Annotated in this window: 23 protein-coding genes; 15 read left to right on the forward strand and 8 right to left on the reverse strand. The window is 44.1% G+C overall.

All coding sequences use genetic code 11. The features are described from left to right. The first annotated feature begins 13 nt into the window (after positions 1 to 13). Positions 14 to 826, forward strand: a complete 813-nt coding sequence (locus tag AC6I1H_RS13480; protein ID WP_497738060.1) for a transposase — start codon at positions 14 to 16, stop codon at positions 824 to 826. An 86-nt stretch (positions 827 to 912) separates the two neighbouring features. Beyond that, complete coding sequence (locus AC6I1H_RS13485; RefSeq protein ID WP_497738061.1) at positions 913 to 1,836, forward strand: carbon-nitrogen family hydrolase; 924 nt, start codon at positions 913 to 915, stop codon at positions 1,834 to 1,836. An 11-nt stretch (positions 1,837 to 1,847) separates the two neighbouring features. Here AC6I1H_RS13485 and AC6I1H_RS13490 read toward each other — a convergent pair whose 3' ends face one another. The 5 genes from AC6I1H_RS13490 to AC6I1H_RS13510 form a co-directional block, all read right to left on the reverse strand. Continuing rightward, positions 1,848 to 2,564, reverse strand: coding sequence for a hypothetical protein (locus tag AC6I1H_RS13490; protein ID WP_497738062.1), 717 nt, complete (start codon positions 2,562 to 2,564; stop codon positions 1,848 to 1,850). Positions 2,565 to 2,841: 277 nt separating this feature from the next. Further along, complete coding sequence (locus AC6I1H_RS13495; protein ID WP_497738063.1) at positions 2,842 to 3,345, reverse strand: peptidoglycan recognition protein family protein; 504 nt, start codon at positions 3,343 to 3,345, stop codon at positions 2,842 to 2,844. A gap of 91 nt (positions 3,346 to 3,436) precedes the next feature. Then, positions 3,437 to 3,589, reverse strand: a complete 153-nt coding sequence (locus tag AC6I1H_RS13500) for a YvrJ family protein (protein ID WP_497738064.1) — start codon at positions 3,587 to 3,589, stop codon at positions 3,437 to 3,439. Between the two features lie 229 nt (positions 3,590 to 3,818). After that, positions 3,819 to 4,040, reverse strand: a complete 222-nt coding sequence (locus tag AC6I1H_RS13505; protein ID WP_497738065.1) for a DUF2922 domain-containing protein — start codon at positions 4,038 to 4,040, stop codon at positions 3,819 to 3,821. Between the two features lie 185 nt (positions 4,041 to 4,225). Continuing rightward, complete coding sequence (locus AC6I1H_RS13510; RefSeq protein ID WP_497738066.1) at positions 4,226 to 4,453, reverse strand: DUF1659 domain-containing protein; 228 nt, start codon at positions 4,451 to 4,453, stop codon at positions 4,226 to 4,228. A 594-nt stretch (positions 4,454 to 5,047) separates the two neighbouring features. Here AC6I1H_RS13510 and AC6I1H_RS13515 point away from each other — a divergent pair. Then, a complete protein-coding gene (locus AC6I1H_RS13515; protein ID WP_497740802.1) occupies positions 5,048 to 5,254 on the forward strand; it encodes a nucleotidyltransferase domain-containing protein in 207 nt (68 codons plus the stop codon). Further along, positions 5,251 to 6,417 carry a tRNA pseudouridine(13) synthase TruD gene (gene truD / locus AC6I1H_RS13520; RefSeq protein ID WP_497738067.1) on the forward strand — a complete coding sequence of 389 codons (1,167 nt, stop codon included), beginning with the start codon at positions 5,251 to 5,253 and terminating at the stop codon, positions 6,415 to 6,417. The genes AC6I1H_RS13515 and truD overlap by 4 nt, the downstream gene beginning before the upstream one ends. 4 nt (positions 6,418 to 6,421) lie before the next feature. Here the strand turns inward: truD and AC6I1H_RS13525 are convergent, their stop codons facing one another. After that, entirely contained in the window at positions 6,422 to 7,489 is a 1,068-nt protein-coding gene (locus AC6I1H_RS13525) for a hypothetical protein (RefSeq protein WP_497738068.1), read from the reverse strand. Continuing rightward, the gene (locus AC6I1H_RS13530; RefSeq protein WP_497738069.1) at positions 7,479 to 9,536 is read right to left on the reverse strand and encodes a DEAD/DEAH box helicase; all 2,058 of its coding nucleotides are present in this window, start codon (positions 9,534 to 9,536) and stop codon (positions 7,479 to 7,481) included. Before AC6I1H_RS13530 ends, AC6I1H_RS13525 begins: the two co-directional genes overlap by 11 nt. A 330-nt stretch (positions 9,537 to 9,866) precedes the next feature. Between AC6I1H_RS13530 and loaP the strand changes: the two genes are divergently transcribed. The 4 genes from loaP to AC6I1H_RS13550 all read left to right on the forward strand — a co-directional run bounded on the left by loaP (position 9,867) and on the right by AC6I1H_RS13550 (position 13,878). Beyond that, on the forward strand, positions 9,867 to 10,373 hold the full coding sequence (gene loaP, locus AC6I1H_RS13535) for an antiterminator LoaP (RefSeq protein WP_497738070.1): 507 nt from the start codon (positions 9,867 to 9,869) through the stop codon (positions 10,371 to 10,373). Positions 10,374 to 10,616: 243 nt separating this feature from the next. Then, positions 10,617 to 11,192 carry a Uma2 family endonuclease gene (locus tag AC6I1H_RS13540; protein ID WP_497738071.1) on the forward strand — a complete coding sequence of 192 codons (576 nt, stop codon included), beginning with the start codon at positions 10,617 to 10,619 and terminating at the stop codon, positions 11,190 to 11,192. A gap of 131 nt (positions 11,193 to 11,323) precedes the next feature. After that, a complete protein-coding gene (locus AC6I1H_RS13545) occupies positions 11,324 to 13,030 on the forward strand; it encodes an ATP-binding protein (protein WP_497740803.1) in 1,707 nt (568 codons plus the stop codon). A gap of 20 nt (positions 13,031 to 13,050) precedes the next feature. Beyond that, on the forward strand, positions 13,051 to 13,878 hold the full coding sequence (locus AC6I1H_RS13550; protein ID WP_497738072.1) for an AlbA family DNA-binding domain-containing protein: 828 nt from the start codon (positions 13,051 to 13,053) through the stop codon (positions 13,876 to 13,878). 333 nt (positions 13,879 to 14,211) lie between these two features. Here the strand turns inward: AC6I1H_RS13550 and AC6I1H_RS13555 are convergent, their stop codons facing one another. Then, the gene (locus AC6I1H_RS13555) at positions 14,212 to 14,514 is read right to left on the reverse strand and encodes a helix-turn-helix domain-containing protein (protein WP_497738073.1); all 303 of its coding nucleotides are present in this window, start codon (positions 14,512 to 14,514) and stop codon (positions 14,212 to 14,214) included. 456 nt (positions 14,515 to 14,970) lie between these two features. On the opposite strand from AC6I1H_RS13555, the gene AC6I1H_RS13560 reads away from it, so the two are divergent. The 7 genes from AC6I1H_RS13560 (at position 14,971) to AC6I1H_RS13590 (ending at position 24,353) form a co-directional block, all read left to right on the forward strand. Continuing rightward, the gene (locus AC6I1H_RS13560; protein WP_497738074.1) at positions 14,971 to 16,080 is read left to right on the forward strand and encodes a pyridoxal-phosphate-dependent aminotransferase family protein; all 1,110 of its coding nucleotides are present in this window, start codon (positions 14,971 to 14,973) and stop codon (positions 16,078 to 16,080) included. Continuing rightward, the gene (locus tag AC6I1H_RS13565) at positions 16,077 to 17,267 is read left to right on the forward strand and encodes a dicarboxylate/amino acid:cation symporter (RefSeq protein ID WP_497738075.1); all 1,191 of its coding nucleotides are present in this window, start codon (positions 16,077 to 16,079) and stop codon (positions 17,265 to 17,267) included. Before AC6I1H_RS13560 ends, AC6I1H_RS13565 begins: the two co-directional genes overlap by 4 nt. 302 nt (positions 17,268 to 17,569) lie before the next feature. Beyond that, positions 17,570 to 20,218: an O-antigen ligase family protein gene (locus AC6I1H_RS13570; RefSeq protein WP_497738076.1), complete on the forward strand. Its 2,649-nt coding sequence runs from the start codon at positions 17,570 to 17,572 to the stop codon at positions 20,216 to 20,218. A 56-nt stretch (positions 20,219 to 20,274) separates the two neighbouring features. Beyond that, positions 20,275 to 21,336, forward strand: a complete 1,062-nt coding sequence (gmd, locus tag AC6I1H_RS13575; protein ID WP_497738077.1) for a GDP-mannose 4,6-dehydratase — start codon at positions 20,275 to 20,277, stop codon at positions 21,334 to 21,336. Positions 21,337 to 21,345: 9 nt separating this feature from the next. After that, positions 21,346 to 22,302 carry a GDP-mannose 4,6-dehydratase gene (locus AC6I1H_RS13580; RefSeq protein ID WP_497738078.1) on the forward strand — a complete coding sequence of 319 codons (957 nt, stop codon included), beginning with the start codon at positions 21,346 to 21,348 and terminating at the stop codon, positions 22,300 to 22,302. Then, complete coding sequence (locus AC6I1H_RS13585; RefSeq protein WP_497738079.1) at positions 22,295 to 23,071, forward strand: ABC transporter permease; 777 nt, start codon at positions 22,295 to 22,297, stop codon at positions 23,069 to 23,071. The genes AC6I1H_RS13580 and AC6I1H_RS13585 overlap by 8 nt, the downstream gene beginning before the upstream one ends. Position 23,072: 1 nt before the next feature. Next, the gene (locus AC6I1H_RS13590) at positions 23,073 to 24,353 is read left to right on the forward strand and encodes an ABC transporter ATP-binding protein (RefSeq protein ID WP_497738080.1); all 1,281 of its coding nucleotides are present in this window, start codon (positions 23,073 to 23,075) and stop codon (positions 24,351 to 24,353) included. The last annotated feature ends 2 nt before the right edge of the window (positions 24,354 to 24,355 follow it).

The following is a 24,355-nucleotide window of genomic DNA, read 5'->3' on the forward strand; positions in this document are numbered from 1 at the left end:
AAGGAGGAATAATATGCCAAGAGTTTGCAGAAGATTAAGTGAAACCAAGGTTTACCATGTCATGATAAGAGGCAATGAAAAGAAATGCATATTTATAGACGATAAAGACAGAAATAAATTTATCGACATTATTGATAAAAAAAGTTCGGACAAAAAATTTATGATATATGCTTTTTGCTTGATGAGCAATCATGTTCACCTCTTGATAAATGAAGGCGAAGATAATATTTCAAGGATAATGAAATGCATAAATGTTCCTTATGTCTATTATTTCAACAAGCGGCATGGGAGAGTCGGGCATCTATTCCAGGACAGATTCAAGAGCGAGGCGATCGAAGATGAAAGATATTTGCTCGCTGTCGTAAGATACATACATAACAATCCGGTCAAAGCAGGCTTAACAACAGATCCTTCAAAATATATCTGGAGCAGTTATAATACCTACATTAACAGCAATGCGGCCGTTTTTGGATTTATAAAATGCGAGCCGATACTCGGATATTTTTCAGAAGACAAAGATGAAGCCATAAAGAAGTTCATCGAATTTTCGAAAAATAACAGCGATGTTGACGAAAACTTTATCGACGAGCCGGAAGAAAGTGAAGAAAATGAAGTAAAATCAATTAATAATGAAGAAGAAGCAGTGGCATTTATAAATAATTTTCTCAGGAGTAATAGTATTAAAATGGAAGATATACATAATAAATCAAATATCTTTTTACGGACAGAATTAATAAAAAATCTCAAGAAGAAGTCAAAACTTTCGGTTCGACAAATCGCCGGCATTTTAAAGATTGACAGAAATACTGTCCAGCGAATAAAATGAGTCAGGGGACGGTTCCTTGACTCACCTAGGTGAGTCAAGGAACCGTCCCCTGACTCAAACTGGCTCACTTAAAAGGAGGGCTTGAAATGTCTGAAGAAATAAAACTCAAGGTATCCCTTCTCCAGATGGACGTAGCCTTTGGAGACCCGGAGCAGAACCGCCGCCGGGCCGAAGCCATGATAAAAGAGGCGTTGAAACAGAGGAAAAAACCGGATGTGCTGGTACTTCCCGAGATGTGGACAACGGGATATGACCTGGCGAGGATAAGCGACATCGCCGATCGGGAAGGCAGCCCCACAATCGATTGGCTGCAGGAGGTGGCAGGCAAAAACAGGGTGAACATCGTGGCGGGCTCCATAGCCGACAGGAGGGCGATGAGTTCCGGTATAGTGAGAAACGAAGGCGCCCGAACCGCAGACAAAGCGGATGAGTGCTCCACAATCGACAACTTTCAAGCAGCCGGCGCCGGCTGCACTCAGAGCAGCTCGAACAAAAAAGAAGGAGTGTTTAACTCCTCCTATGTCATCAACAGGGAAGGGGAGATAGTCGCCCGCTATGACAAGGTGCACCGCTTCCGCCTGATGGAAGAGGACAGATACATTTTACCCGGCACCGAAGCGGTAACCTTCGAGCTCGACGGTATCCCCTGCGGGATAATCATATGCTATGATTTGCGGTTTCCGGAGTTTGTTAGAAAACTGGCCCTTCTGGGAGCAAAAGTGCTGTTTGTGCCAGCCCAGTGGCCCAGGCCCCGGGAGGTGCACTGGAAACTTTTAAACATAGTCAGGGCCATCGAAAACCAGTTTTTTGTGGTAGCGGTCAACCGGGCGGGGAAAGACGGAAAAGAGGAATTCCCCGGCATGTCCCTGGTGGTGGACCCCTGGGGAGAGGTACTGCTGGAGGGGAGCGATAAACAGGAAGTGCTCACCGCAACCCTGGACCTTTCCCGCATAGACCATGCCCGTCAAAAGATAACCATATTTGAAGACCGCCGCCCGGAACTGTATTAGACGCCGCCCGATTAATTGGAATTTTTGTCGTTCTTGCGCTGCAGAAGCACCTTTACCAGAAGCTCCATCAAATATATCCGCAGCAAATCATCATGATCCTGCGGATTCTCCTGCAAAAAGCCCTTTTCCTGCAAAAATCGCAAATCTTCCCTGCTTTCCCGCACAAGATCCTGCTCCTGCCTGAGAGGGGAGTAAAAAGAAGCATCTTTCACCTCTGCAGCGTCGCTTCCCGTACCTTTGCAGTCCGCCGGGACACCATGGAAATGTCTGTCCATGTAAAGGCTTTCCACCAGGCGGGCATTTTTCATGTACTCCAGCACAGTAGCCCTGCTCGCCAGTATGTCCACGGCCTTGCCGCATCTCAATACCATGCGGGAAGACCTGCCGCTTTCATCCTCAATCTGCAGAACCTCCCTGAAATTCACATACCCGAAAGTCCCATCGTTTTCCCCCAGCGGCTTTTCCCTGATTTTTACCGGCATGAGGATCATATTTGCCCCAAAAGGTATGGGGACGGCGTGCCTTTTATTTATGGCCCTCCCGTAAGACTCCCTTACGGCGGGAAGGTCTATGCCGAACAACCTTGCGAAATACTTCAAAACGGTCCTGCAGGTCCTCGAGTCCATCATTTCCGTGCCGTCGGAAGCGATGAGCCTTGTGACGTTGCCGCCTTCATAAACCGGAAGTATAGCTGCCACACCAAGCTCCAGCATATCTTCTATCACCATGAATAACACCCCCGATTATTAAACTAAGATATGATTTTGGTTTAAGTCGCTTTCCCGCAAAAGAGGCCCAACACCGCAACTTTTTTGCCGCCTATTCATAAGCAGAAGTACCACAAACAAATGTTCGTATAATCAAAAATATTATAATACGAACATAAGTTCGATGTCAAGACCCACATAAGCCATTGAGTCAGGGGATTGAGTCAGGGGACGGTTCCTTGACTCACCAAAGTGAGTCAAGGAACCGTCCCCTGACTCAATCCCCTGACTCAAACATTCACAGCGCAAACCTGTCCCCGGGACAGCGGGTGGCGGCACCTGCCACATCGCAATGCCTAATGATACCGCTTCTAGGTATCTGATATATATCCGCAAGATAATCCAGCAAATTTCGAAGGGATTTCATCTGCGCCGCGGTGGGCTCTGTATGCCCCTTCTCGCCATCGGGATTGTCGATGGAATCAAAATTTCCCGTGAGGGCCACCCCCAGGGATTTAAAATTCATTCCCGAAGAGCTGCAGTGGGCCCCCTGCACAAAGTCCGGCCGCCCCTTTTCCACACTCCCGTCGGCCCGGATAAGGTAATGATAGCCTATATGTATCACCACCCCTCCTTCGGCGCGCTCAAATCCCCTATCGACATATTCTTCCACCAGACGTTTCGGCTCCGCCACGATCACCCCAAACCCCCTTCGGGCATGATACGCGTCTATTTCGAGAGACGGGACGTCGTGCCCGGCGGTGTGATGGATTACAATAAACCTTGGATACAGCCTTTCCATACTTTCAACCCCCCAAATAAATTTTGATTTTAAGTTAAATGTCCGCAGGCCGGTGTGAATAGCCGCGCAAATCGACGCCGGGATTAAATAATCAGCTTCGGGGTTCCAATTTTGAAATCACCTTTGCCAGCTCATTGATGCTGTTGGTGAGGCTTTCCATCTTGGCTTCCACCCGCACCAGCAGGTAGATGGAGACCACTATTGGAAAACCCACATTGGCCACCTGAGCTACGATTTCCTGCATGAGAATCCCCTCCTCCTACACTAAATCAAAATTGATCTGATGAAAAAAATCGCCTTAAAGCTCAATTTTATCCGGCATAAGTTTCCATGATTCATATTTTAACGCCCTGACTCACATTAACGCAGGAATCCGGTATTTCCGGATTCCTACTTAATCGAACCTCGAATTTCTAATCTCGGGAACGGAGCCCCATATATTCAGCCCGCAGGCCCCGCCCCGAATCTCGAACCTAACCCTGAGAAATGATTTCGGTCACTTCCCTGGACACGATGGCGGCGCTCACTGCTTTTACGATATCTCCGCCGGTGGTGTTGAAGATGTTTTTCGCCAGTATAGCATCCATTGCGGCCTGAACCTCGGCGGCGGTCAGGTTGTCCTTGGGGTCCGCCACGGAAATCCTGGCGTTTTTCCCCGCAGCGTTCTGGAAAACCATCTCAAGGCTTTTTGCCATGCAGTTTCACCTCCTTTTCGAAAATCTGGGCCCGCGATAAGCCAGATCGGCCGGGCATACACTGCCTAACTGATTGCTCTAACATCCGTGCCGGCAAAGCCCGTCAGGATTGCGTCTCCCAGCCAGATTCATTCCGGCCAAATCCCGGCTTCCCGCAGGCCGTGGAGCATCAAGCCCAGCCTACATTAACCTTGCTCGACCAGTTCGGTCTCCATCACCCGGCGGATGGAATTCACCGGATGAGCCTGAAGCCCTGCCAGCTGCTTTGCCACATCCAGCAGATCCTGATCAGCTGCGTCGGTCTTCACTCTGGTGTAAGACCTGGTTTTCAGCACCGGTTTGTTGTTCTCGTCGACTCCGGTCTGAACTATGATCTGGAGACTGGAATCCACGGGAGTCACTACTACCGCCATGCAACTTCACCTCCTCTCCCTTTCGCCAGCCCCGGCCTTAAAAAAACCTTCGTCCTGGGAGATGTGACGCCTGCAGGAACTTTTCTCCCCTTTACCGGCCAGCGGCCCTGGAAATCTCTCCCGGCCGCCCGCCGTTTTTTCAGGCTCGAGTGGCCTACGTTTACACTTAGACCGCCTGCCGCAATTCCCTCAGGCTCAGGCGGCCTTCATTTCACCTTTCGGCCGCCCGTCCTTCCGGGGCTGTCCGATTACGCTTTGATTATACGACGCCGCCGGAAAAAACAAAAAAGCCGGGCGGCAGCCTTTCGGCATCCGCTCCCGTGCAAAAAACGGCCGAATCGCCCCCACCGGGCCTGTAATAAAATCCATCCGGCCCGGATTGAATCAAAAAACATCCCAATCGGAGCCGGTGGGCATATTCATCCCAAAAAAAATAATCCCAATCGGGCCAGGTCCATGAGAACGCCGAATTTTATCACTGCAATTGCAGTCCAAAAGCGCGTATGATATGATGAAAAAGGAAAAAAAATGAAAATAAAGAAAGGGGCTTTCTTATGAAGTCTATTAATGTGATAGGTAATCAGGATTTAATCAATTACTTCAAAAAAAGACCCCAACATTTTGCTGGCTGCAGTCTTCGGTTCCTTTGTAGAAAACGACTTTCTTGAAAAAATCAGCGATATAGACATAGCCATATTGTTTGAGAATAATATAACTTTACTGGATGAAGCCCGAATATATAACAGTATGCAAAAAGAGTTTATACAAAATTTAAAAGAAGATTGGAAGGATGAATTTTGAAGATAAAAGTCATTCCTGAGGACTTCATAGTGAAAGAACTCATAGATTTAAAATATACATCCGGCGGCAGATACCGCATCTACCGACTAAAAAAGCGCCACTGGAACACCATGGACGCGCTGCTCTACATCGCCCGGGAAAACCACATCCCCATGGCCATCATAGGCTCCGGCGGCAGAAAGGACAGGCACGCCGTCACATATCAATACATCTCCGTGCCCCGCGAGCATGAACTAAAGTTCGGACAGCCCAACGTGGAGCTCACCTTTGAAGGCTTCGCCGACGATTTTGTATCCCCGGCCATCCTGCGGGGCAACTACTTCGAGCTCACCCTGCGCAAGATAAAGCCCGAAGAAAGAGGCGCTGTCGAGCAGCGCCTGCAGGAAATAGAGAGATACGGTTTTCCCAACTACTTTGACGACCAGCGCTTCGGCAGTATAGGAAACCCCAGCGAAATCCTGGCTGAGCGCATAATAAAAAAGCAGTACAACGGTGCCCTGAAGCTGTTCTTCACCACCGCCCACCCCGAGGACAAAAAACAAGAAAAAGAGCGCAAGAAAAAAATAACAGAGCTCTGGGGAAACTTCCGGGAAATCCTGCCCCTCTGCCGCACAAAGGCAGAAAGGGATATAATGGAGATTCTTTCCACCGGAAAAAGCAAACAGCACCTCATAGAAGCCATAAACGCCATCCCCAAGGAAACCCTGAGCATGCACTTTTCCGCGTATCAGAGCTTTCTGTGGAACAAAGTACTGGAGCGCATACTTTTGTCTCATGCCGACGAACTCTTTGAAGTAAAGGGCAAGATAATGGACTACTACTTTTACAAGACCCTTACACCGGAAAACTTAAAAACCTTAGAAAAAATGGAGATTCCCACAGTATCCTACAGCATACCCAAAACGTCGCCGCATATCGACAGGGCCGTAAACGAGGTCCTTTCCCAAAGAGAAGTGAAACCTTCGGACTTCAATTTAAAAAAAATAAGGAAGTCCTTTTTCAAATCCTTCCTCCGACCGGCAATCATATTCCCCGAAAACCTATACATCGGTCCCTTCGAAGACGACGACATCTACCCGGGCTTTATCAAATTCAATCTAAAGTTCACCCTGCCGCCAGGCTCCTTTGCCACCATGCTGGTAAAAGCCATAGGCATCACATGAAAGATTACTCAAGGGTATCCCGACACCCGCAATGCACCGCTTTGCCCTCGCGCATAAGCGAAGATGCAGGGCGCCCGCAGCGAGGACATAAAGGCGTTTCAATCTTTCGGGAAAGAGTGTTGTATAAAACTTCAAACTCAAAAAATTCATCCTTCTGCTGGATTTCCAGATTCAAATGAAGTTTTGGAAGGCGGTAAATAACAATGCTATCCAGAAAAACCTCCGCATTCACCGAGTATTTTTCCTCCACATCCTGGCATCTCCTTATCTTATCGGCCTTGGCGGCTTCAATCTGCTGCTTGATACGGGCGACGCGCTTTTCATCCTGTGTTTTCGCAAGCTTTTTCTCCAAATCCTTTATAGTATCTTCATAAAACCTTGACACTCGAGCCATCTCCCTGTTTTTCAGCACAGCCTGGGCGGCGTTTATCCTTTCCATTTTATCGCTTATCCTGGGCTTTGCTGCGGCACACGCGAAAGCGTAAGCGTCGCCGTCCGATATCACTGGAGCCTGAGGCAATATATGCTGCCTTTTTTCCGCCGGAAGAACTTTTTCCATCTCGCAAAGAAGCTCCTGCACCTCATCATCCTGCCTGCCGGTACTCATGTCCACCAGCACCGGCAGGATTTCCTCCTGATTTTCATCAGAGTGGTAGACGCAGTGGAAATTAAAGTTATAGTAGCAATGTTCGAGGAAAAACCAATTTTTGAGCCGGGGAGGCCTGCACTTTGCAAAGTATACGGACTCCCGCAGCATTTCCTCAATCCTGGGCGCAAGGTCCAGCCTCTCTACTGGTATGAAAAACTCCACCGCCCTTCCTTTCGAAAGGGCAAGCTCCGTGACTTCGTGCAGGATGAAACTTCCGAATGTCACAAATTCGGAGTCTCTATTCTCTCGGGCCACCTCGTAATCAAAGGCCAGGTTCAAAAGATTCCTGCCGTTGAATTTTTCCGCAAGAAAGTCAGGCACCAGGGCCTCGATAAGCGCATATCCTTTCTGCTCGATTAGAGCGCCGAAGCTCTCCAGCGTGCGCACCACGAAATCCTGTATCGAATAAACATTATTCTCCATCGGGCAACAACTCCCCCAGAAGATTTTCATCTATATGCTTTACGGCCTCATAATGCTTTTTGGCTGAAGCCAGTTGCTCTCCCAGCTCTTCCAGATGCATTGAAAGTTCTTCTTCCGTTTTGGATTCCGCCCATATTTCCATGATGATATCCTCAAAATCTTTCTCCTCTTTCAGGCTTCCGAGGATCATGTCCAGTTCCCCGACCACCAGTTGAAACATGTTTATCTTTGCGTCTAAAAGCTCCAGTATCTTTGCTTCAATAGTATCTTTTGCGGAAAGGTTGTAAATAAATACACTGTTTTTCTGCCCTATCCTGTGCAGCCGTCCGATGCGCTGCTCGATGCGCATGGGGTTCCACGGCAAATCAAAATTCACCATAACATGGCAGAACTGAAGATTGCGGCCCTCGCCGCCGGATTCGGTGCTGACCAGTACCTGGGCATGCTCCCTGAAATCGTCCACCTCCCGCTCTTTTTCCTGCCTGAGCATGCTGCCGTGCAGAGTGGCCACCCGAAACCCTTGCTTTTGCAGAAAATCTACCAGATATTCCCTTGTCCGCTGAAATCCCGTAAAAACTATAACTTTATCATCGATGTTTTTAAGGAGTTTTAAAAGAGCCTGGGCCTTGGAATTATCATGGATTTCCCTCGCTTTGCCCGAAAGCTGCTGAAGCTTTTTCGCAAGATACGGCGGGTTTTCATCGTGGGATGCCATTTTTTCAAGGGTGGGAGCCACAGCCCATGCGCTGCTTCCAACTTCGCGCTGCAATGTCTTCAAAGAAAACTGATTCAATATTGTTTTTTCCTTGCTGTTAAAATAGTTTCGGACAAGGGCGGTGATTTCATCATACAGCATCTTTTCCGGAGGCGACAGCTCAATTTCCACCACCTCCGCATAGCGCTTCACGGATATGGAGTTTGTATCGCTGCGGCGGTTGCGCACCATTACATCTTTAAGAAGGGTTTTCAAACTGTCCAGATTCTGCGGCTTGAGCCTGTCCCCGCGGCTGATGAAGCGGCGGCGGAAATTCTGAGCGGTGTCAAGCTGCCCGGGGCTCAAAAGAGTAATCAAGTTGAAAAGCTCTTCCAGATCGTTTTCCACGGGAGTGGCCGTCAGAAGCAGTATGTAGCGCTTCTTCAGCATATTGATCAACTGCCATCCGAGAGTGGAGCGGTTTTTAAAATGATGCGCCTCGTCCACTATCACCATGTCGTATTCCGCCTCGCACACCAGAGAACGGTTGGCCAGGCGCTTAGCCTTGTCCACGGAGGCGATGATGCGGTCAAAACGGGTCCACCCGTTTTCATACTTATTGAATTCCGGGCTGTCGTAACTGATAAAATCCAGATTAAACTTGCTCAGCATTTCTTCCTGCCACTGCTCCACCAGAGACGAGGGTGTTAGAATGAGCACCTTCTTCACCAGGCCGCGAATGATATACTCCATCATAATGAGCCCGGCTTCTATGGTTTTTCCCAGGCCCACCTCATCGGCCAGCAGCGCCCGCCCGCGCATTCTTTGAAGCACATGCTTCACAGTTTTTATCTGATACTCGTACGGTTCGATATTTCTCGCCACGTTCAGCGAAAGCAGCGTATCAAACCCCGGCCTTACAGCAAACGCCAGAGCCTGTTGATGGATATAAAACTGCTTCATGTCATGCAAAGAGCCGGGATCCCAGTCCCATTTGAAATTATTTTTTCCTTCGCCCATTAAAAAATGAATGCGGGGATTTGAAATGCTCTCTGCGGCAAACCTGAGAGAGCTGACATTTTCCGGCGATATGAAAAATGTCCCGTTTTCTTTAGGCTGCAAATAAAAAAAGTTTTTTTTCAAAGATTTGATGAATCTGCCCAGCCCGCGCCCCTTCAATAGATTTTGCTTTCTATCTATGCTGCACTTTATAGCCTTATCCCTGGAATCGACGAGAATAATTTCTTCCGAAGAAGCATACTGTTCAAATACATGCCGCATTGTATCATCCATCTCGATACAATCGAGCTCCAGAAGTTCCGTATCCGGCCGGCACAGGAAAACAGCTTCCATGGGAAAAAACCCCTTTCACCCGAATTTATCTTTATCCATTATACTTTAATCTTAAACTCAACTCAATACGGATGCGCTTTAAGCATAGTGTTTTTTTTCGAGATTGTGGAAAAATCAGGTAGAACCCGAATTCATACAAGATGAACAAAATTATCGCACAAAAAAGAAGGAAATCGCCTCCCAATGTAGAATAAAAACAAAACCGGGCATGAATCGACATACAATGCCGGATCATAAATCAAACCGGCCTGGCCATTGCGCCGCTTTGCCGGTCCACCGGGAGGCTTTCCGGGGATACACCCCCGATTTGCAATGAGAAAAAAATGGTTCGTGCTTTTTACAAAAAGCGGCGAGGAGAATAAGCTCAAGGAAGCCATCGAGCACATCTTCCCGCCGGATGAGATAAAACCCTTGATACCCCGAAGAAGGCTCATGGAAAAGCGGCAGGGGAAAAAAATCGAAGTGGTGCGCACCCTGTTCCCCGGATACGTATTTATAAATACAACCATGACCGAAGAAACCTACAACAACATTAAAAAAATGCCGGTGGGCTCAAAACTGCTCATGGCAGACTTGGAACCGGCCGAAGTGCCCGTGGAAGAAATGAGGCCCATCCTGAAGCTCACCGGAGCATCGGATATCATAGGATACTCCACCGGCATAAGAGTAGGCACAAAAGTCAAAATCATCGACGGCCCGCTGAAGGACTTCGAAGGGCTCATCATAGACGTGGACAGCAGAAAAGGCAGAGCCAAAGTCCTGCTCGACATTTTGAACGAGACCAAGAAAGTGGACCTGGGCCTTACAGTGATAAAAAATCTGGAGGCGGAATTATAGAGAGATATGGAATTTCCTGCCCGGAACCATACTTAATGGAATCAATTACTGGCGTAGCAAATTGGGATGGCACTATTGACAACTATTGACAAATATAATATTTGAGAATTTATCACGATGTGGTATCATTAATAATAGGCCCTGCTCATATTCATCGGCAAGGATGAATATGAGATTGTGGAAAAATGAGAAATGATTAACCAGTGCAGCCACATAAAAAACAGAAGATAAAGGAGTGGTAGCATGCCATTACCACAGGAAAATAAAAAATATACCTACGCCGATTACTTGACCTGGCCTGAAGATGAAAGATGGGAAATAATAGATGGCGTGCCCTACATGCAAGCAACCCCCTCATGGCAACATCAAACGATTTCTGTGGAACTTACAAGGCAGTTCGCCAATTTTCTCCAGCAAAAACCGTGCAGAGTTTTTACAGCGCCGTTCGATTTAAGGTTGCCTGAAGAAAATGAAAGCGACGATGAAATCACAAACGTCCTGCAGCCCGATATTGTGGTGATTTGCGACAATAAAGGCCTCAAAGGCACAGGTTTTTACGGAATCCCCGAGCTCATCATTGAAATTTCATCACCTTCCACATCGAGAAAAGATAAGGTATTAAAGTTTAATAAATACGAAAAAGCAGGTGTCAAAGAATACTGGATAGTAGAGCCCGAGGGGAAATTTATAAGCGTATTCACCCTGCAGGAAAATAAAAGATACGGCAGGCCTGAAACCTACACGGAAAAAGACAAAGTAAAAGTCTCGGTTTTCCCAGATATCACAATCGATCTGACACCGGTCTTCGCCTCCATATGATGGTCCGGTCATTTTTTTTATTATTTACATATATGGTGTACTTGGGCCTTGTGATACTTCAAGCCCTGTGATATCATTATAATCAGAAAATATAAACGGGAGGGTTAACTGTGCAGGAGGCCAGGCGCCCTATGAAAATTCCATACGGCATCTCCAACTTCAAAAGCCTCAGGGAACAAGGGTATCTTTACGTAGATAAAACACCATACATAGAAAAACTGGAAAACCTAAACAGCAAATACATATTCTTCATCAGGCCCCGCCGCTTCGGCAAAAGCCTGTTTTTGTCCACCCTGGAGCACTACTACGACATAAATGCCAGAGAAGATTTTCAGAAACTCTTTGGCGACTTATATATAGGTAAAAACCCCACCGTATTTAGAAACCAATATTTAATTTTGAAAATGAATTTTTCAGGGTTGAATACATCAAGCAAAGAGGAACTAAAACAATCTTTCCATTTAAGGGTGCTTGATTCAATTGTAAATTTTTTAAATATATATAGTAATTTTTTTGCAAATATTCTTACGATAAAAGAAAAAATCGAGGCCACAGACGATACAGGCTCAGCGCTCATAAAATTTATAGATGCAGTAAAAACAACAGAAAAAAAAGTATACCTCATCATCGACGAATACGACCACTTTGCCAATGACATCATCGCCATGGGGGAAAAAGATTTTTACAATGACATCATAAGAGCATCCGACTTCGTGCGAGATTTTTACGAGACTGTCAAGATAGGCACCGAAAGCGTCATAGACAGAATATTCATCACCGGCATATCCCCCATTATGCTGGATGACCTCACCAGCGGCTTCAACATCGCCATGAACATTACTATGGACCAGGAATTGAATGAAATGCTGGGATTTACCCGGGAAGAAGTAAGCGGCATCTGCGATAAACTGGGGATAGGGCAAAAAGAAATAGATATAAAAATAAAGGAATATTACGATGGCTATTTATTCCATCCTGAAGGAAATGAAAGATTATATAATCCCGACATGATGTTATACTTTCTCGATCAGTATATCAGAAAAAAACGAATTCCAGAAAGACTGATAGACGACAACGTGAAGATGGATTACGGAAGGTTAAACCGTCTTGCGGTAAACAAAGAAAACAAAAAAATGCTCGAGAAAATAATACAGGATGAAAGCATCACTTCCGATATAGTCACAAGATTTTCCTTTGACAGGATGTATGATCATGATTATTTCATATCCTTGCTGTTTTACATGGGCCTTCTGACCATTGATAGAAAAGAAAGGACCAGACTCGTACTCAAGATACCCAATTACGTGATAAAAACCGTATTCTGGGAATATATAGCTGATTCTCTTAAAAAAGACTACGGCGTAAAAATTGATACCACTCAATTAAAAAAAGCTATAGAAGATATGGCCTACAACGGCACGATAGAGCCGTTTATCACATATATAAGCCAGAACATCTTAAAATCCCTGTCCAACAGGGATATGATCGACTTCGATGAAAAATATATAAAAGTAATCTTGCTGTCCCTTTTAAATATCAGCCCGGTTTATATACCCGTAAGTGAGCGGGAAGTCGAAACCGGATACATAGATATTTATCTCGAACGGGATATGCGTACCCCTGATGTGAAATATGAATGGATTTTGGAACTGAAATATATAAAAAAGAGTGAAGAAAGAAGGCCGGACTTTGCACAATACATTGAAAAAATAAAGGCTGAAGGTCAGGAGCAGCTGGAGCGCTATAAAAAAAGCCGCCGCCTGGAAAACAAAAAAGACCTCAAACAGGCCCTGCTCATATTCATCGGCAAGGATAAATACGAAATTGTGGAAAAATGAGGCAGATGAGGAGTGAGAAAATGGAATGCAGCGACCTCTTGAAGCTGATTAAAAAGGGAGAGGATTCCAAAACTCAATTCAAAGAAAAAATCGATAGCATAGACGCACTGGCCGCTGAGATATGTGCATTTGCAAACACCGAAGGAGGTCAAATCATCATTGGAGTCACAGATAAAGGTGAACTTGTCGGAGTAGACAATATCCATAGATTGAATCAAACCATTTCCAACGCCGCATCCGGCAAATTGGAACCTCCTTTAAGCGTCACCACGGAAAATATACTATGCAATGACAAATTGGTTGTCATTATTAATGTTCCCCGGGGTGATGAAATGATTATTCCAACCACCTCCATCGATGATATCGACATGTTTGTATTCAGGGACTTTTATGAAAAAGAATATGGGATGTCATTGGATCAAAGTGGCCTTCCCCTTGAAAAGTTGCTCACAAACCTTAAGCTGTTAAAAGAAGGCAATCTCACCCTGGCCGGACTTCTCATCTTCGGCGCTAAACCTTCCAGGATAAGACCCCAGTACATTATAAAGGCAGTGGCATTTCCGGGTACTGATATAAGTGGAAATGAATACCTCGACAGCGAAGACATCGACGGCATATTATTCCACCAATATAAAGATGCCATGGCCTTTTTGAAAAGAAACCTGAAAAAAGTCCAGCGGGGCCAAAATGTAAATCTTCCGGGCATACTGGAGATTCCCGAGATAGCCCTGGAGGAGGCTGTCGTCAATGCGCTGGTGCACCGGGATTATTTTATAGACAGCAGCATACGCATATTCGTTTTTGACGACAGGGTGGAAATCATAAGCCCCGGCAAACTACCCAATTGAGGCGGATAATGATTTTTATTGACGGGAACAATTATGTGATTTACATATAATCCTTGAACAAGATGATTTAGAGAAAATTAAAGCATAAAAAACTGCGGAGGTTCGAATCCTCCGCAGCGTGGTAAGAATAGCTGTATAGTCCGAACCTATACAGCTATTATAATTATATGTTGATCATAGTAAATATATTCTTATGTATATGATATAAACTATATATTCTTCTTTTTTTCCACATAGTCTTAACAAAATCTCTCTAAAAAGAAAAAAGCTGCAAGAAAAAAGCTGCAATAAACCGCAGCTTTTTTTGTCCAGTCGAGTTTATATTAAATGCTGTTATTTTATTGACTTCAGGAAATCGTTTAACAATTTTACTTGTTCCGGTTTGAAATTTCTTACTGTTTCGACCAAATCTTTTAGCTCCGGGCTCAAGGGATTGGAGGGAGTTTCATCCAGCAATTCAGATATTTTTAAGTTAAATGCCTGTGATATTTTTAATATGATATCCACTGTTGGCCGTTTGATGCCTCTTTCAATTTCTGAAAGATAAGAAGCCGAAATGCCTGTAGCTTGAGAAAAATCCTTTCTTGACATATTCATTTTCTGACGCATTTCTTTTATTTTAGAACCTATGTCCATCTAACTCTCACCCTTTTATGCCATGTCAATAAATATAATACTATCCTAAAAAGATGAAATATCAAGAAATATGGGGAAAATAAAAGAAAATAAAAAGAAAATAGAGTCAAATATACGCTATAGCATCAAATAAAATTTGATATATCATACACTATAGCGTATTATATATTTGAACTTTAGTTTAATACTGGGGTAAAACCATGCTTAAAAAATCTCTTCTCTCGTCTTATCATCAGCAAAAGAAAGGAGGTTACAATAAAAAGAATTGTTATAAATTGACTATATTATGCAAGCCTTTAGCGGGCAAAAGCTCTAAAACCCAAAACTTCAGCTGCTTTTTAATCCATTTTAATGTTACTATAAGATGATAGAAAAATCAAGGAAGAGAGACGCAGAATAATACAGAATATTTATCAAAATTATTTATATTGCATATTAAGTAAGGAGGAACTTCCGTTGGAAAATGTTTTGATGATACCGGGCCCTTGCGATGTGGAACAGGATGTTTTGCTGGAAATGGGGAGGCAGGTAGTATGCCATTATGGGGCTGAATGGGCGGATTTCTACAATAAAACTTGTGATTTGATAAAAGAATTATTGCAGGTTCCGGGAGAAGTCTTTATTGTTAACGGTTCCGGCCATCTTGCAGTGGAAAGCATGGTCCTGGCTCTTGGCGAAAGTGGTGAAGAAATCGGCATTGTCGATAATGGCCATTTTGCTCACAGAATGATTGAGATATTAGAAACGTACGGTATAAGACCGAAGGTGCTTGAAATAGAATGGGGAAAAGCTGCTGCACCTGAACAAGTGGAGAGATTCCTTTCAAAAAATCCTGCTGTAAAATCACTGGCACTGGTACATAGTGAAACAAGCACGGGAGCTTTAAATCCATTGGAAGAGATAGGATGTATTGCAAAAAAGCATGGTGTTGTATTCGCAGTGGATGCCGTATCTTCAGCCGGAATTGTCCCGATAGATATGGAAAATTATGGCATAGATTTATGCGCGATAGCTTCCCAGAAAGGCTTTGGTGCACCTCCGGGGCTTGCCATACTTGCAGTCAGCAAGAGGGTTCTCGAAATTATCAGGAAAAGGAAAGTGCCTACTCCGGGCTGGTATGCGAGCCTTTCCGTTTGGGACAGGTTCCGCCGTGAACAGACAAACTTTCAGCCGTACAGCATAAGTATGGCGGTTAATCTGATTTTCGCGTTAAACAAATGCCTGAGAGCCATAAAAGAAGAAGGAATAGTGCAAAGATACAGGCGGCACTGCGACGTTGCGTCAATGCTGAGAAGGGGCTTAAATGAAATGGGGCTTGATATATTCTGCAAAGAAGCCGAACCAACGCCGGTGATAACTGTAGCAAAGATGCCGGAAGCCCTGAATTCAATAAAACTTATAAACCACTTAAAAAATAAATACAATATCCTGATTGCAGACGGGCTTGGGAAACTGAAAGGAAAAACCGTCAGAATTGGCCATATGGGCAAAAATGCTTCTCGAATAAACATAATAGCATTACTTTACGGCATTGAAGAATTTCTTCACAAGGAGGGAATCATATGATTAAAAGACTTAATTTTGCACAAATATTGTTAATAGCATCAATATTAGGCATAATTGTCGGATTTATAGGCGGTGATTCAATAACGGCAATAAAACCTCTGGGCGATTTGTTTGTAAGACTATTGTTCATGATAGTGCCTGGCCTGGTATTTTTCTCAATAGCTTCCTCATTTGCCAATATTTCAGATGTTAGAAAATTGAAGAAATGGGCGGGAAAAGTTGTAGGCTGGTTCCTTTTGACTACATTAATCGGAACATTTATCGGAATCATTGCCGGTTTAATATGGAAACCGGGAACAGGCCTTGTAATACAAGGGCAGAAAATAGAACAAGTCAACAAACTGACAGTTAATACTTTTTTAGATTGGATACCGAGCAATGCATTGGGTGCCATCACCGAAGGCAATATTATTCAGATTGTCGTCTTTGCTCTGATTGCCGGTCTAGTTGTAGTGATGCTTGAAAACGGCAAAGACAAGACTGTTCTTCGCGATATTTTAAATGCGGGAATGACTTTATTTGTCACTATCGCTAAATACGTTATGTATTACGCTCCCATAGGCGTTTTTGCACTGATGGCCGTGTCCATTTCAACGTTTAAGAGTGCTCTCGTATCCGAAATGATTCGCTTTATTGCTGCGTACACGGTAGGATTTGTGGTTCACATTGCTTTGATGTATTTCCTCGTTTTCTGGCTTATCACAAGACTCAATGTGTTCGCCTTTACCAAAAAAATTTTCCCAGCCTTGATTACGGCTTTCACAACATGCAGCAGCGCAGCTACTTTGCCGGTAACCCTTCAGTGTATGAAAGAACTAGGGGTGTCGGATGAACTTTCTAACTTTGGCATACCTCTTGGAGTTACATTCAATATGGATTCGATGGCAATAGAAATCCCCCTTTACATTATGCTGGGAATGTATGCTGTCGGGACGAATCCAAATATTGTAGATTTGTTTCAGTTTGTGCTTCTTGGTGTTCTCTTTTCAATTGGCTGCGCCGGAGTGCCCGGTGGCGGCCTGGCAATAGCGACAATATTGATTCAAGCATTTAACCTTCCCACGCAAATAGTTGCATGGATTGCGGCAATTTTTGCTTATCTAGACGTAACAGGCACGGCGATAAATGTATGGGGAGACATGGTCTGCACCACTATTGTAGCAAAAACCGAAGGCTTATTGGAATAGGCCGCGCGAGAGCGCGGCTTTTTCTTTATCACATCGTCGCCGCGGCCCAAAGAATGTTGCATCCAAAAATATTGCCAAAAAAAGAAGGAAATCGCCTCCTGATGTAGAATAAATTAAAATTGAGCAAAAACCCTGTACAAAGCGGCAAACTCCTGAGGCGTTCCGGCGCCCTTGCAAGCCGAAAATACATATTTTGTGATTTGCAAAAAGGCACGCAAATCATATGGTGGAGCTTTGCGCTTTTTTACGAATCAAAGATTATCTGCTCAATATCAAAATTTATTTAGAAACAGGTGAAGCTAATGGGACGAAAACAGAAATTAAAGGAACAGAGAAAAAAAGAAGAAAAGAAAACGGCATCCTTTTCAGCAGGCTTCCCCGCTGAAAGGGGAACTTTATATTATATAATTTACATGGGACTCATCATACTTCTGTTCTACCCCCCATATTTCAGGGGTATGTTTTTTGATAAGGAATTTTTGCCAACGCATATATACACCGGACTTTTATTCATGACATGGATGATTTATAAAGGCTTTATAAAAAAAGAGCAAGATATATTGAAATCACCTATAGATTATGCTGCCCTTGCCCTGGTAGCGGCCTATTTTATCTCAATCTTTGCTGCGGTAAATATCCGCTATGCAGTAGGAGAGCTCTTGAAATACATAAACTACTTCATGGCTTTTTACCTTGTATCTGATTTTACCAGCACTGAGAAGGATATCAGAATAATCTTGTGGACAATGGTGCTTTCCGCTTTCGGTGTGGCATTTGTCGGAATCGGCGCCGCTGCCCGTACAATTGCATATAACGGCGCTTTTGTGGACGGTATGATAAATTCCACCCTTCAGTACCACAACACCCTTGCTGCATACCTTACCGGCGCTTTTATGATATGTGCCGCACTCTGGGTTGTTTCCGAGAAACACTGGCAGAGGGCGATTCTTGCCTGCATAAATTACACCCTTTTCCTGGCTTTTCTCTTTTCCTTATCCCGGGGAGCATGGCTCATGTTTCCTTTATTTTTCATAATACTTCTGGCAGGAATGCCGGGAAAATACCGAAGAAAAATATTCGGGAATTCCGTGGAAACTTTCATTTCAGCCATAGCCGTTTCGCCGGGTTTCGGCGCCGCCATATCCGCACAGCAAAAAATGGCGGCATGGTCCTGGTACCTAGCCGGTCTTGCCATTGCTGTAATTCTGTATTTTGCCGTTGAAAAAGCCGGTGAACGCTTAACCATTAATATAAAACCGAAAATAATCATTACGGTAGTTATAGTTTTCGTAGTACTTCTGGGATCCATTTGCTATATAGTATTTACCACCGACTCCCCTGTTTCTCATATGGCTTCCAGATTTCTCCCGCAGAACATCGGCCAGAGATTGTCCAGCATTCAGATGGGAGACCATAGTGTCCAGGAAAGGCTCACGTTTTACCGTGATGCATTGCAGATAATAAAAAAACATCCTTTAATCGGCACTGGAGGCGGCGGCTGGAAAGCAATGTATTTTGCATTCCAATCGTATAGGTATTTCAGTACCGAAGTTCACAATTTCTTCCTTCAAGTGTGGACTGAAACGGGGACGCTGGGCTTTTTAATTCTGGTTGCTTTGTGGCTCATTATATTCCGTGCGGAATATTATATAATGAAGTCTGATTCTGATATGGCAATCAGAGCGCTCAGCTGGGGAGCATTGGCTTGCGCCATTGCGCTTGGCGGCCATAGCATGATGGATTTCAACCTCTCTCTAGGTGCAGTTTCCCTTTTCCTTTGGGAAATTTTTGGGATTATTAAAGCGGCAAGCATAATATCTGCACCCAAAGCTTTGCCCCGCTCCACCTCAAACGTATTTCATTGGCCGTGCGTCGTTGCTTCCATCGTATTTATATTAATTTCTTTTTCTCTGTATCAGGGATATATGTACGGCCAGCAGGCGGTAAGTTATATTCAGCAGCAGAATGTGACAAAGGCTAGGGAAGCCTTTGAAAAAGCTTCAAAATACGACCCTTTAACATCTTCATTTAAAGCGGATCTCAGCCAGATTGAAGAAGCAATAGGAAGGCAGACAAAGGATGAAAGTCTATTACAGAAGGCCGAAGAGGATAAGATAACGGCAGTAAATCTGGACCCGTATAACGCCAAGCTCAGGGTGCAGATGGCAGCCTATTACCTTAACAAGGGTAAGCTTTCCGAAGGTCTTGCGGAACTGGAAAAAGCATCGGAGCTGAATCCGTTCAATGCCGACATTTGGGAAAACCTTGCCGACGCTTATGAGAAGGTGGCGGAGCTGTATATAAGACAGGGGAAAAAAGATGATGCCCTGAACCTGACAAAAAAATCCATTTCCATATATGACAAAATTACCCAAATCAACATGAAAGCTCCGAAACATGCTCCGGAAAAGCTGGATATGACAAACAAGCTCATGCTCTATATATATAAATCAAAACTGCTGGCTGAGCATATAGACGACAAAAATTATTATAAAAAACTGGATGGCCTTGTCTTTGCTTCAGATTTTACAATAGATACCGATAAAAACGGCATTCCCGATTTATGGCAGATTGAGAATTCGCAGGGGAGCGTTATAGATATAAAGATGGATAAAGACTATGCAAGGATTGCTGCCAGCGGAGAACAACCCGCATTTTTATCCAACAAAGAGAATATATCATTGAAAGCAAATACATTTTATACAATCAATATGGATATAAAAGGAAATATATCAAGAGGAAAAATAACTTTGAACATCCTCACCCAGGAAGGGACAAATCCGCAATACCAGGCCGGCGACATCGCACCCGATACGGGAAATGCGCCGATTTCAAAGACCTTTCGCACTACTAAAGATTTAAAAGAAGGAAAGCAATCCATAAGACTTGACATCCAGGGGGTAGAAAATGAGTATCTGGATATTAAATATCTGGAAATATGGGAGGAATAAAATACGTTAACATACCTGAAGGATAAAGGATAAAAAATAAGAAAGGCTGGGATCAAATGAAAAAAGCTTTAATAACCGGAATAACAGGCCAGGACGGCTCCTATCTTTCGGAACTGCTTCTGGAGAAGGGCTACAAAGTCTACGGCCTGTTGAGAAGAAAAAGCAAGGTCGATTACGGAAATGTAGAACATTTGAAAGATGAAATCGAATTCATATACGGAGATATGATAGACCCCGTATCCCTGATAAATGCCATGCGCATTTCCCAGGCGGACGAAGTATACAATCTTGCAGCGCAGTCCTTCGTGGCAACATCCTGGGAACAGCCTCTGGCCACCGCCCAAATCGACGCTCTCGGAGTCACGAACATACTGGAAGCAATTCGAATGGTGAAGCCCGATGCGAGGTTTTATCAGGCTTCCACCAGCGAAATGTTCGGCCTTGTACAGGAAATGCCACAACGTGAAACGACACCTTTTTATCCGAGAAGCCCTTACAGTGTGGCAAAACTTTACGGGCACTGGATTACCAGAAACTACAGGGAAAGCTATAATATTTTCGCATGTTCCGGCATACTTTTCAATCACGAATCGGAAAGAAGGGGAAAGGAATTCGTCACGCGCAAGATAACCGATGCGGCTGCCAGGATAAAACTGGGCCTGCAGGATGTGCTGGAACTCGGCAATCTCGATGCCAGAAGGGATTGGGGCCATTCTAAAGATTATGTGAAAGCCATGTGGCTTATGCTGCAGCAGGATGAGCCCGACGATTACGTAGTGGCTTCAGGCCAGACTCACACGGTAAGAGAATTTGTAGAACTGGCATTCAAACATGTCAATATTGACATCAAATGGATGGGAGAAGGCGTAGAGGAAAAAGGCCTGGATAAAAAGACGGGCAAAGTTGTAGTGGCAGTAAATCCGAAATATTTCAGGCCTGCGGAGGTAGATGTATTGCTAGGGGATGCCACAAAAGCCAGGAAGAAACTGGGATGGCAGCCGGAAATATCCTTCGAAGAACTGGTGCGGAGAATGGTATTTGCAGACCTCGACAGAGTAAAAGAAGAAATGAAATTTCAGGAATATATGCTGGAGACAGCTGCAGGCAACGATAAATGAGGTGATATCTTGAAGGCTTTGATTACGGGTATAAACGGTTTTGTGGGCGAATATCTTGCCGTGTATCTTCAAAGCCGTAATATCGAAGTCTGTGGCACTTATTTTAAAGAAAACATCCAAAATACAGGATTTCAAGTTTTCAAGATGGATGTAACTCAAAAAAGCCAGGTATTGGAAGTACTGAGCCATGTAAAGCCCGACTGCATATTTCACCTGGCCGCCCAGAGCTCTGCGGCGGTATCCTGGAAAGAACCGCAGATGACAATGGAAGTAAACGTCGGCGGCACTATAAATATTCTGGAAAGCCTGATGGAATTGAAAATGAATCCCAGGATACTGCTGGTTGGCTCCAGTGAAGAATACGGCTTTGTCAGGCCCGATGAATTGCCTGTCAATGAAACGCAGCCCTTCAGGCCGGCCAACCCGTATGCGGTCAGCAAAGTCGCCCAGGACATGCTGGGGGAAATTTACTCTAAGGCGTATGGCATGGATATCGTGCGTGCAAGGCCTTTCAATCACATCGGCCCCAGGCAGAATCCCACTTTTGCGGCTCCGGATTTTGCAAAAAGAATCGCTCTTATGGAAAAAGGAAAACTGGAACCGGTGCTGGCGGTGGGAAATCTTGAAGCCGAACGGGATTTTACCGATGTGCGGGATGTGGTGAAGGCTTACTATGACCTGCTCCAAAAAGGCGAAAAAGGCCAGGTTTACAATATAGGTTCCGGAAAGTCGTATAAGATACGGTATATACTGGATGTGCTGCTGTCGCTTTCTGAAGTGGACGTGCAGATAAAGCAGGACCCTGCCAGGATGAGGCCCTCAGATGTGCCTGTCCTCAGGTGCGACAATACCAGGCTTGTAAAACTCACATCGTGGCATCCAACATATACTATAGAAGAAACTCTAAAAGATGTGCTGAATTACTGGAGAGATATAGTCGAAAACGAGGGAAAACTTAATGATTGAAGATATAAAAGAACTTTACAAATATAGAGAAATGCTCAAAAGCCTTGTAAAAAAAGACTTGAGGACAAGATACAAAGGTTCGGTGCTGGGTTTTTTGTGGACATTCGTAAACCCCTTGCTGCAGCTTTTGGTGTACACCGTTATATTTTCTACAATAATGAGAATCAACATAGATAAATACGCCATGTTTCTGTTTGTGGCACTGCTTCCCTGGATTTTCTTTTCCACGTCGCTGCAGACCAGCGCCGGCACAATAATATCCAACAAGGATTTAGTGAAAAAAGTTTACTTTCCAAGAGAAGTGCTCCCGATATCGGTCGTCACTGGAGCGCTCATGAACCTTCTTTACAGCTTCGTCATACTATTTCCGTGCCTGATAATATCCAGAATAGGCATAACCTCATCTATCATATACTTGCCCATAGTCATACTGGTGGAATACGTAATCACACTGGCCTTTTCATTTTTGGCTGCTTCAATAAACGTTTATTTCAGAGATTTGGAACATCTGCTGGCAATCTTTCTGATGGCATGGTTTTACTTTACGCCCATCATATTTCCTATAGAGATGATTCCAAAACAATATATTGTATACTTTTTTCTAAATCCCATGACACCCATTATCACCGCATTCAGAGACATTCTCTATTACGGCAAGGCGCCGGATCTTGTCATGCTGGGGATTACGCTTATTTCAGGGCTGATGCTTGTCGTATTCGGATATGCCGTATTCAAGACGCTGCAGAAGAACTTTGCGGAGGAAATATAAAATGGACGTGATAAAAGTCAGCGACGTATGGAAAAAATTCAGAATCTATCATGACAGGGGCCTGACGCTGAAGGAAAAAATACTTTTCAGAAACCGGAATAAATTTGAAGATAGATGGGTTTTAAAAGGAATAAACCTGAATATAAAAAAAGGTGAAACCGTAGGCTTAATAGGTGAAAACGGTTCCGGCAAGAGCACATTGCTCAAACTGCTGACCAAAATCATATATCCAAACAGGGGACAGATAGAAATATACGGCAAAGTATCAAGCCTCCTGGAACTGGGAGCGGGCTTTCATCCCGATATGACCGGAAGAGAGAACATATACACAAATGCATCCATATTCGGGCTCACAAAATCGGAGATAGATAAAAAACTCGACGACATCATCGCATTCTCGGAACTTGAAGAATTCATAGACAACCCCGTCAGGACTTATTCCTCAGGCATGTACATGCGCCTGGCATTCTCGGTGGCCATAAACGTGGAACCCGATATACTGCTGATAGATGAAATACTCGCCGTTGGCGATGCCAATTTTCAGAAGAAATGTTTTGATAAACTCAAGGAATTTAAAAAAATCAATACCACCATAGTCATTGTGACCCATGACCTGGGGAGCGTTGAAAAACTGTGCGATAAAGCAGTATGGGTCCATGAAGGATCTATTCAGGATAATGGAGAACCCAAAAAGGTCGTAGATGCTTATTTACAGTTTATGAACCAAAAAAGGGAAGACATAGTTGAAAGAGAATATAGCAAAGAGGAGCAGGAAAGAAGCATAAAATCAGAAGAATTAGAGGCAATTCAACCGGAAGAAGCTCAGCCTGAACAATCCAGGGTTATCAATCAAGGTGAACAGCGCTGGGGAAGCAAAGAAGTGGAAATAATCGATGTCAGAATGATAAATGATAACGGTGAAACAAAACATTTCTTCACCTGTGGAGAAAAAGTTACTATACAAATATCATATAAAAAACATAAAGACATGGATGAATATGTATTTGGGATTGGTATCTTCAATCAGGACGGAATCTCCTGTTATGGAACAAACACCTGTATAGATAAAATAAAGATAAATAAAATAAATCCACAGGGGACGGTCGAATTTATAATCGAGGAACTTTTATTGGTTGAGGGAAGATACTCCCTGGATGTGGCCATTCATGCCGAAGACGGCCGGGCTTATGATTATTATAGAAATGTGTATGAGTTTAATATTACATCGATTATAAATGATGTGGGCATATGTAGATTGAAACATGAGTGGAAAATTGATTAATT

The organism is Biomaibacter sp. TOL (assembly GCF_059717795.1).

Bases quoted from the DNA above. Each gene is read 5' to 3' on its own strand.
- AC6I1H_RS13480 (WP_497738060.1), top strand. From the start codon at position 14: ATGCCAAGAGTTTGCAGAAGATTAAGTGAAACCAAGGTTTACCATGTC.
- AC6I1H_RS13485 (WP_497738061.1), top strand. From the start codon at position 913: ATGTCTGAAGAAATAAAACTCAAGGTATCCCTTCTCCAGATGGACGTA.
- AC6I1H_RS13490 (WP_497738062.1), bottom strand. From the start codon at position 2,564: ATGGTGATAGAAGATATGCTGGAGCTTGGTGTGGCAGCTATACTTCCG.
- AC6I1H_RS13495 (WP_497738063.1), bottom strand. From the start codon at position 3,345: ATGGAAAGGCTGTATCCAAGGTTTATTGTAATCCATCACACCGCCGGG.
- AC6I1H_RS13500 (WP_497738064.1), bottom strand. From the start codon at position 3,589: ATGCAGGAAATCGTAGCTCAGGTGGCCAATGTGGGTTTTCCAATAGTG.
- AC6I1H_RS13505 (WP_497738065.1), bottom strand. From the start codon at position 4,040: ATGGCAAAAAGCCTTGAGATGGTTTTCCAGAACGCTGCGGGGAAAAAC.
- AC6I1H_RS13510 (WP_497738066.1), bottom strand. From the start codon at position 4,453: ATGGCGGTAGTAGTGACTCCCGTGGATTCCAGTCTCCAGATCATAGTT.
- AC6I1H_RS13525 (WP_497738068.1), bottom strand. From the start codon at position 7,489: ATGGAGAATAATGTTTATTCGATACAGGATTTCGTGGTGCGCACGCTG.
- AC6I1H_RS13530 (WP_497738069.1), bottom strand. From the start codon at position 9,536: ATGGAAGCTGTTTTCCTGTGCCGGCCGGATACGGAACTTCTGGAGCTC.
- AC6I1H_RS13540 (WP_497738071.1), top strand. From the start codon at position 10,617: ATGCCATTACCACAGGAAAATAAAAAATATACCTACGCCGATTACTTG.
- AC6I1H_RS13545 (WP_497740803.1), top strand. From the start codon at position 11,324: ATGAAAATTCCATACGGCATCTCCAACTTCAAAAGCCTCAGGGAACAA.
- AC6I1H_RS13550 (WP_497738072.1), top strand. From the start codon at position 13,051: ATGGAATGCAGCGACCTCTTGAAGCTGATTAAAAAGGGAGAGGATTCC.
- AC6I1H_RS13555 (WP_497738073.1), bottom strand. From the start codon at position 14,514: ATGGACATAGGTTCTAAAATAAAAGAAATGCGTCAGAAAATGAATATG.
- AC6I1H_RS13565 (WP_497738075.1), top strand. From the start codon at position 16,077: ATGATTAAAAGACTTAATTTTGCACAAATATTGTTAATAGCATCAATA.
- AC6I1H_RS13570 (WP_497738076.1), top strand. From the start codon at position 17,570: ATGGGACGAAAACAGAAATTAAAGGAACAGAGAAAAAAAGAAGAAAAG.
- gmd (WP_497738077.1), top strand. From the start codon at position 20,275: ATGAAAAAAGCTTTAATAACCGGAATAACAGGCCAGGACGGCTCCTAT.
- AC6I1H_RS13585 (WP_497738079.1), top strand. From the start codon at position 22,295: ATGATTGAAGATATAAAAGAACTTTACAAATATAGAGAAATGCTCAAA.
- AC6I1H_RS13590 (WP_497738080.1), top strand. From the start codon at position 23,073: ATGGACGTGATAAAAGTCAGCGACGTATGGAAAAAATTCAGAATCTAT.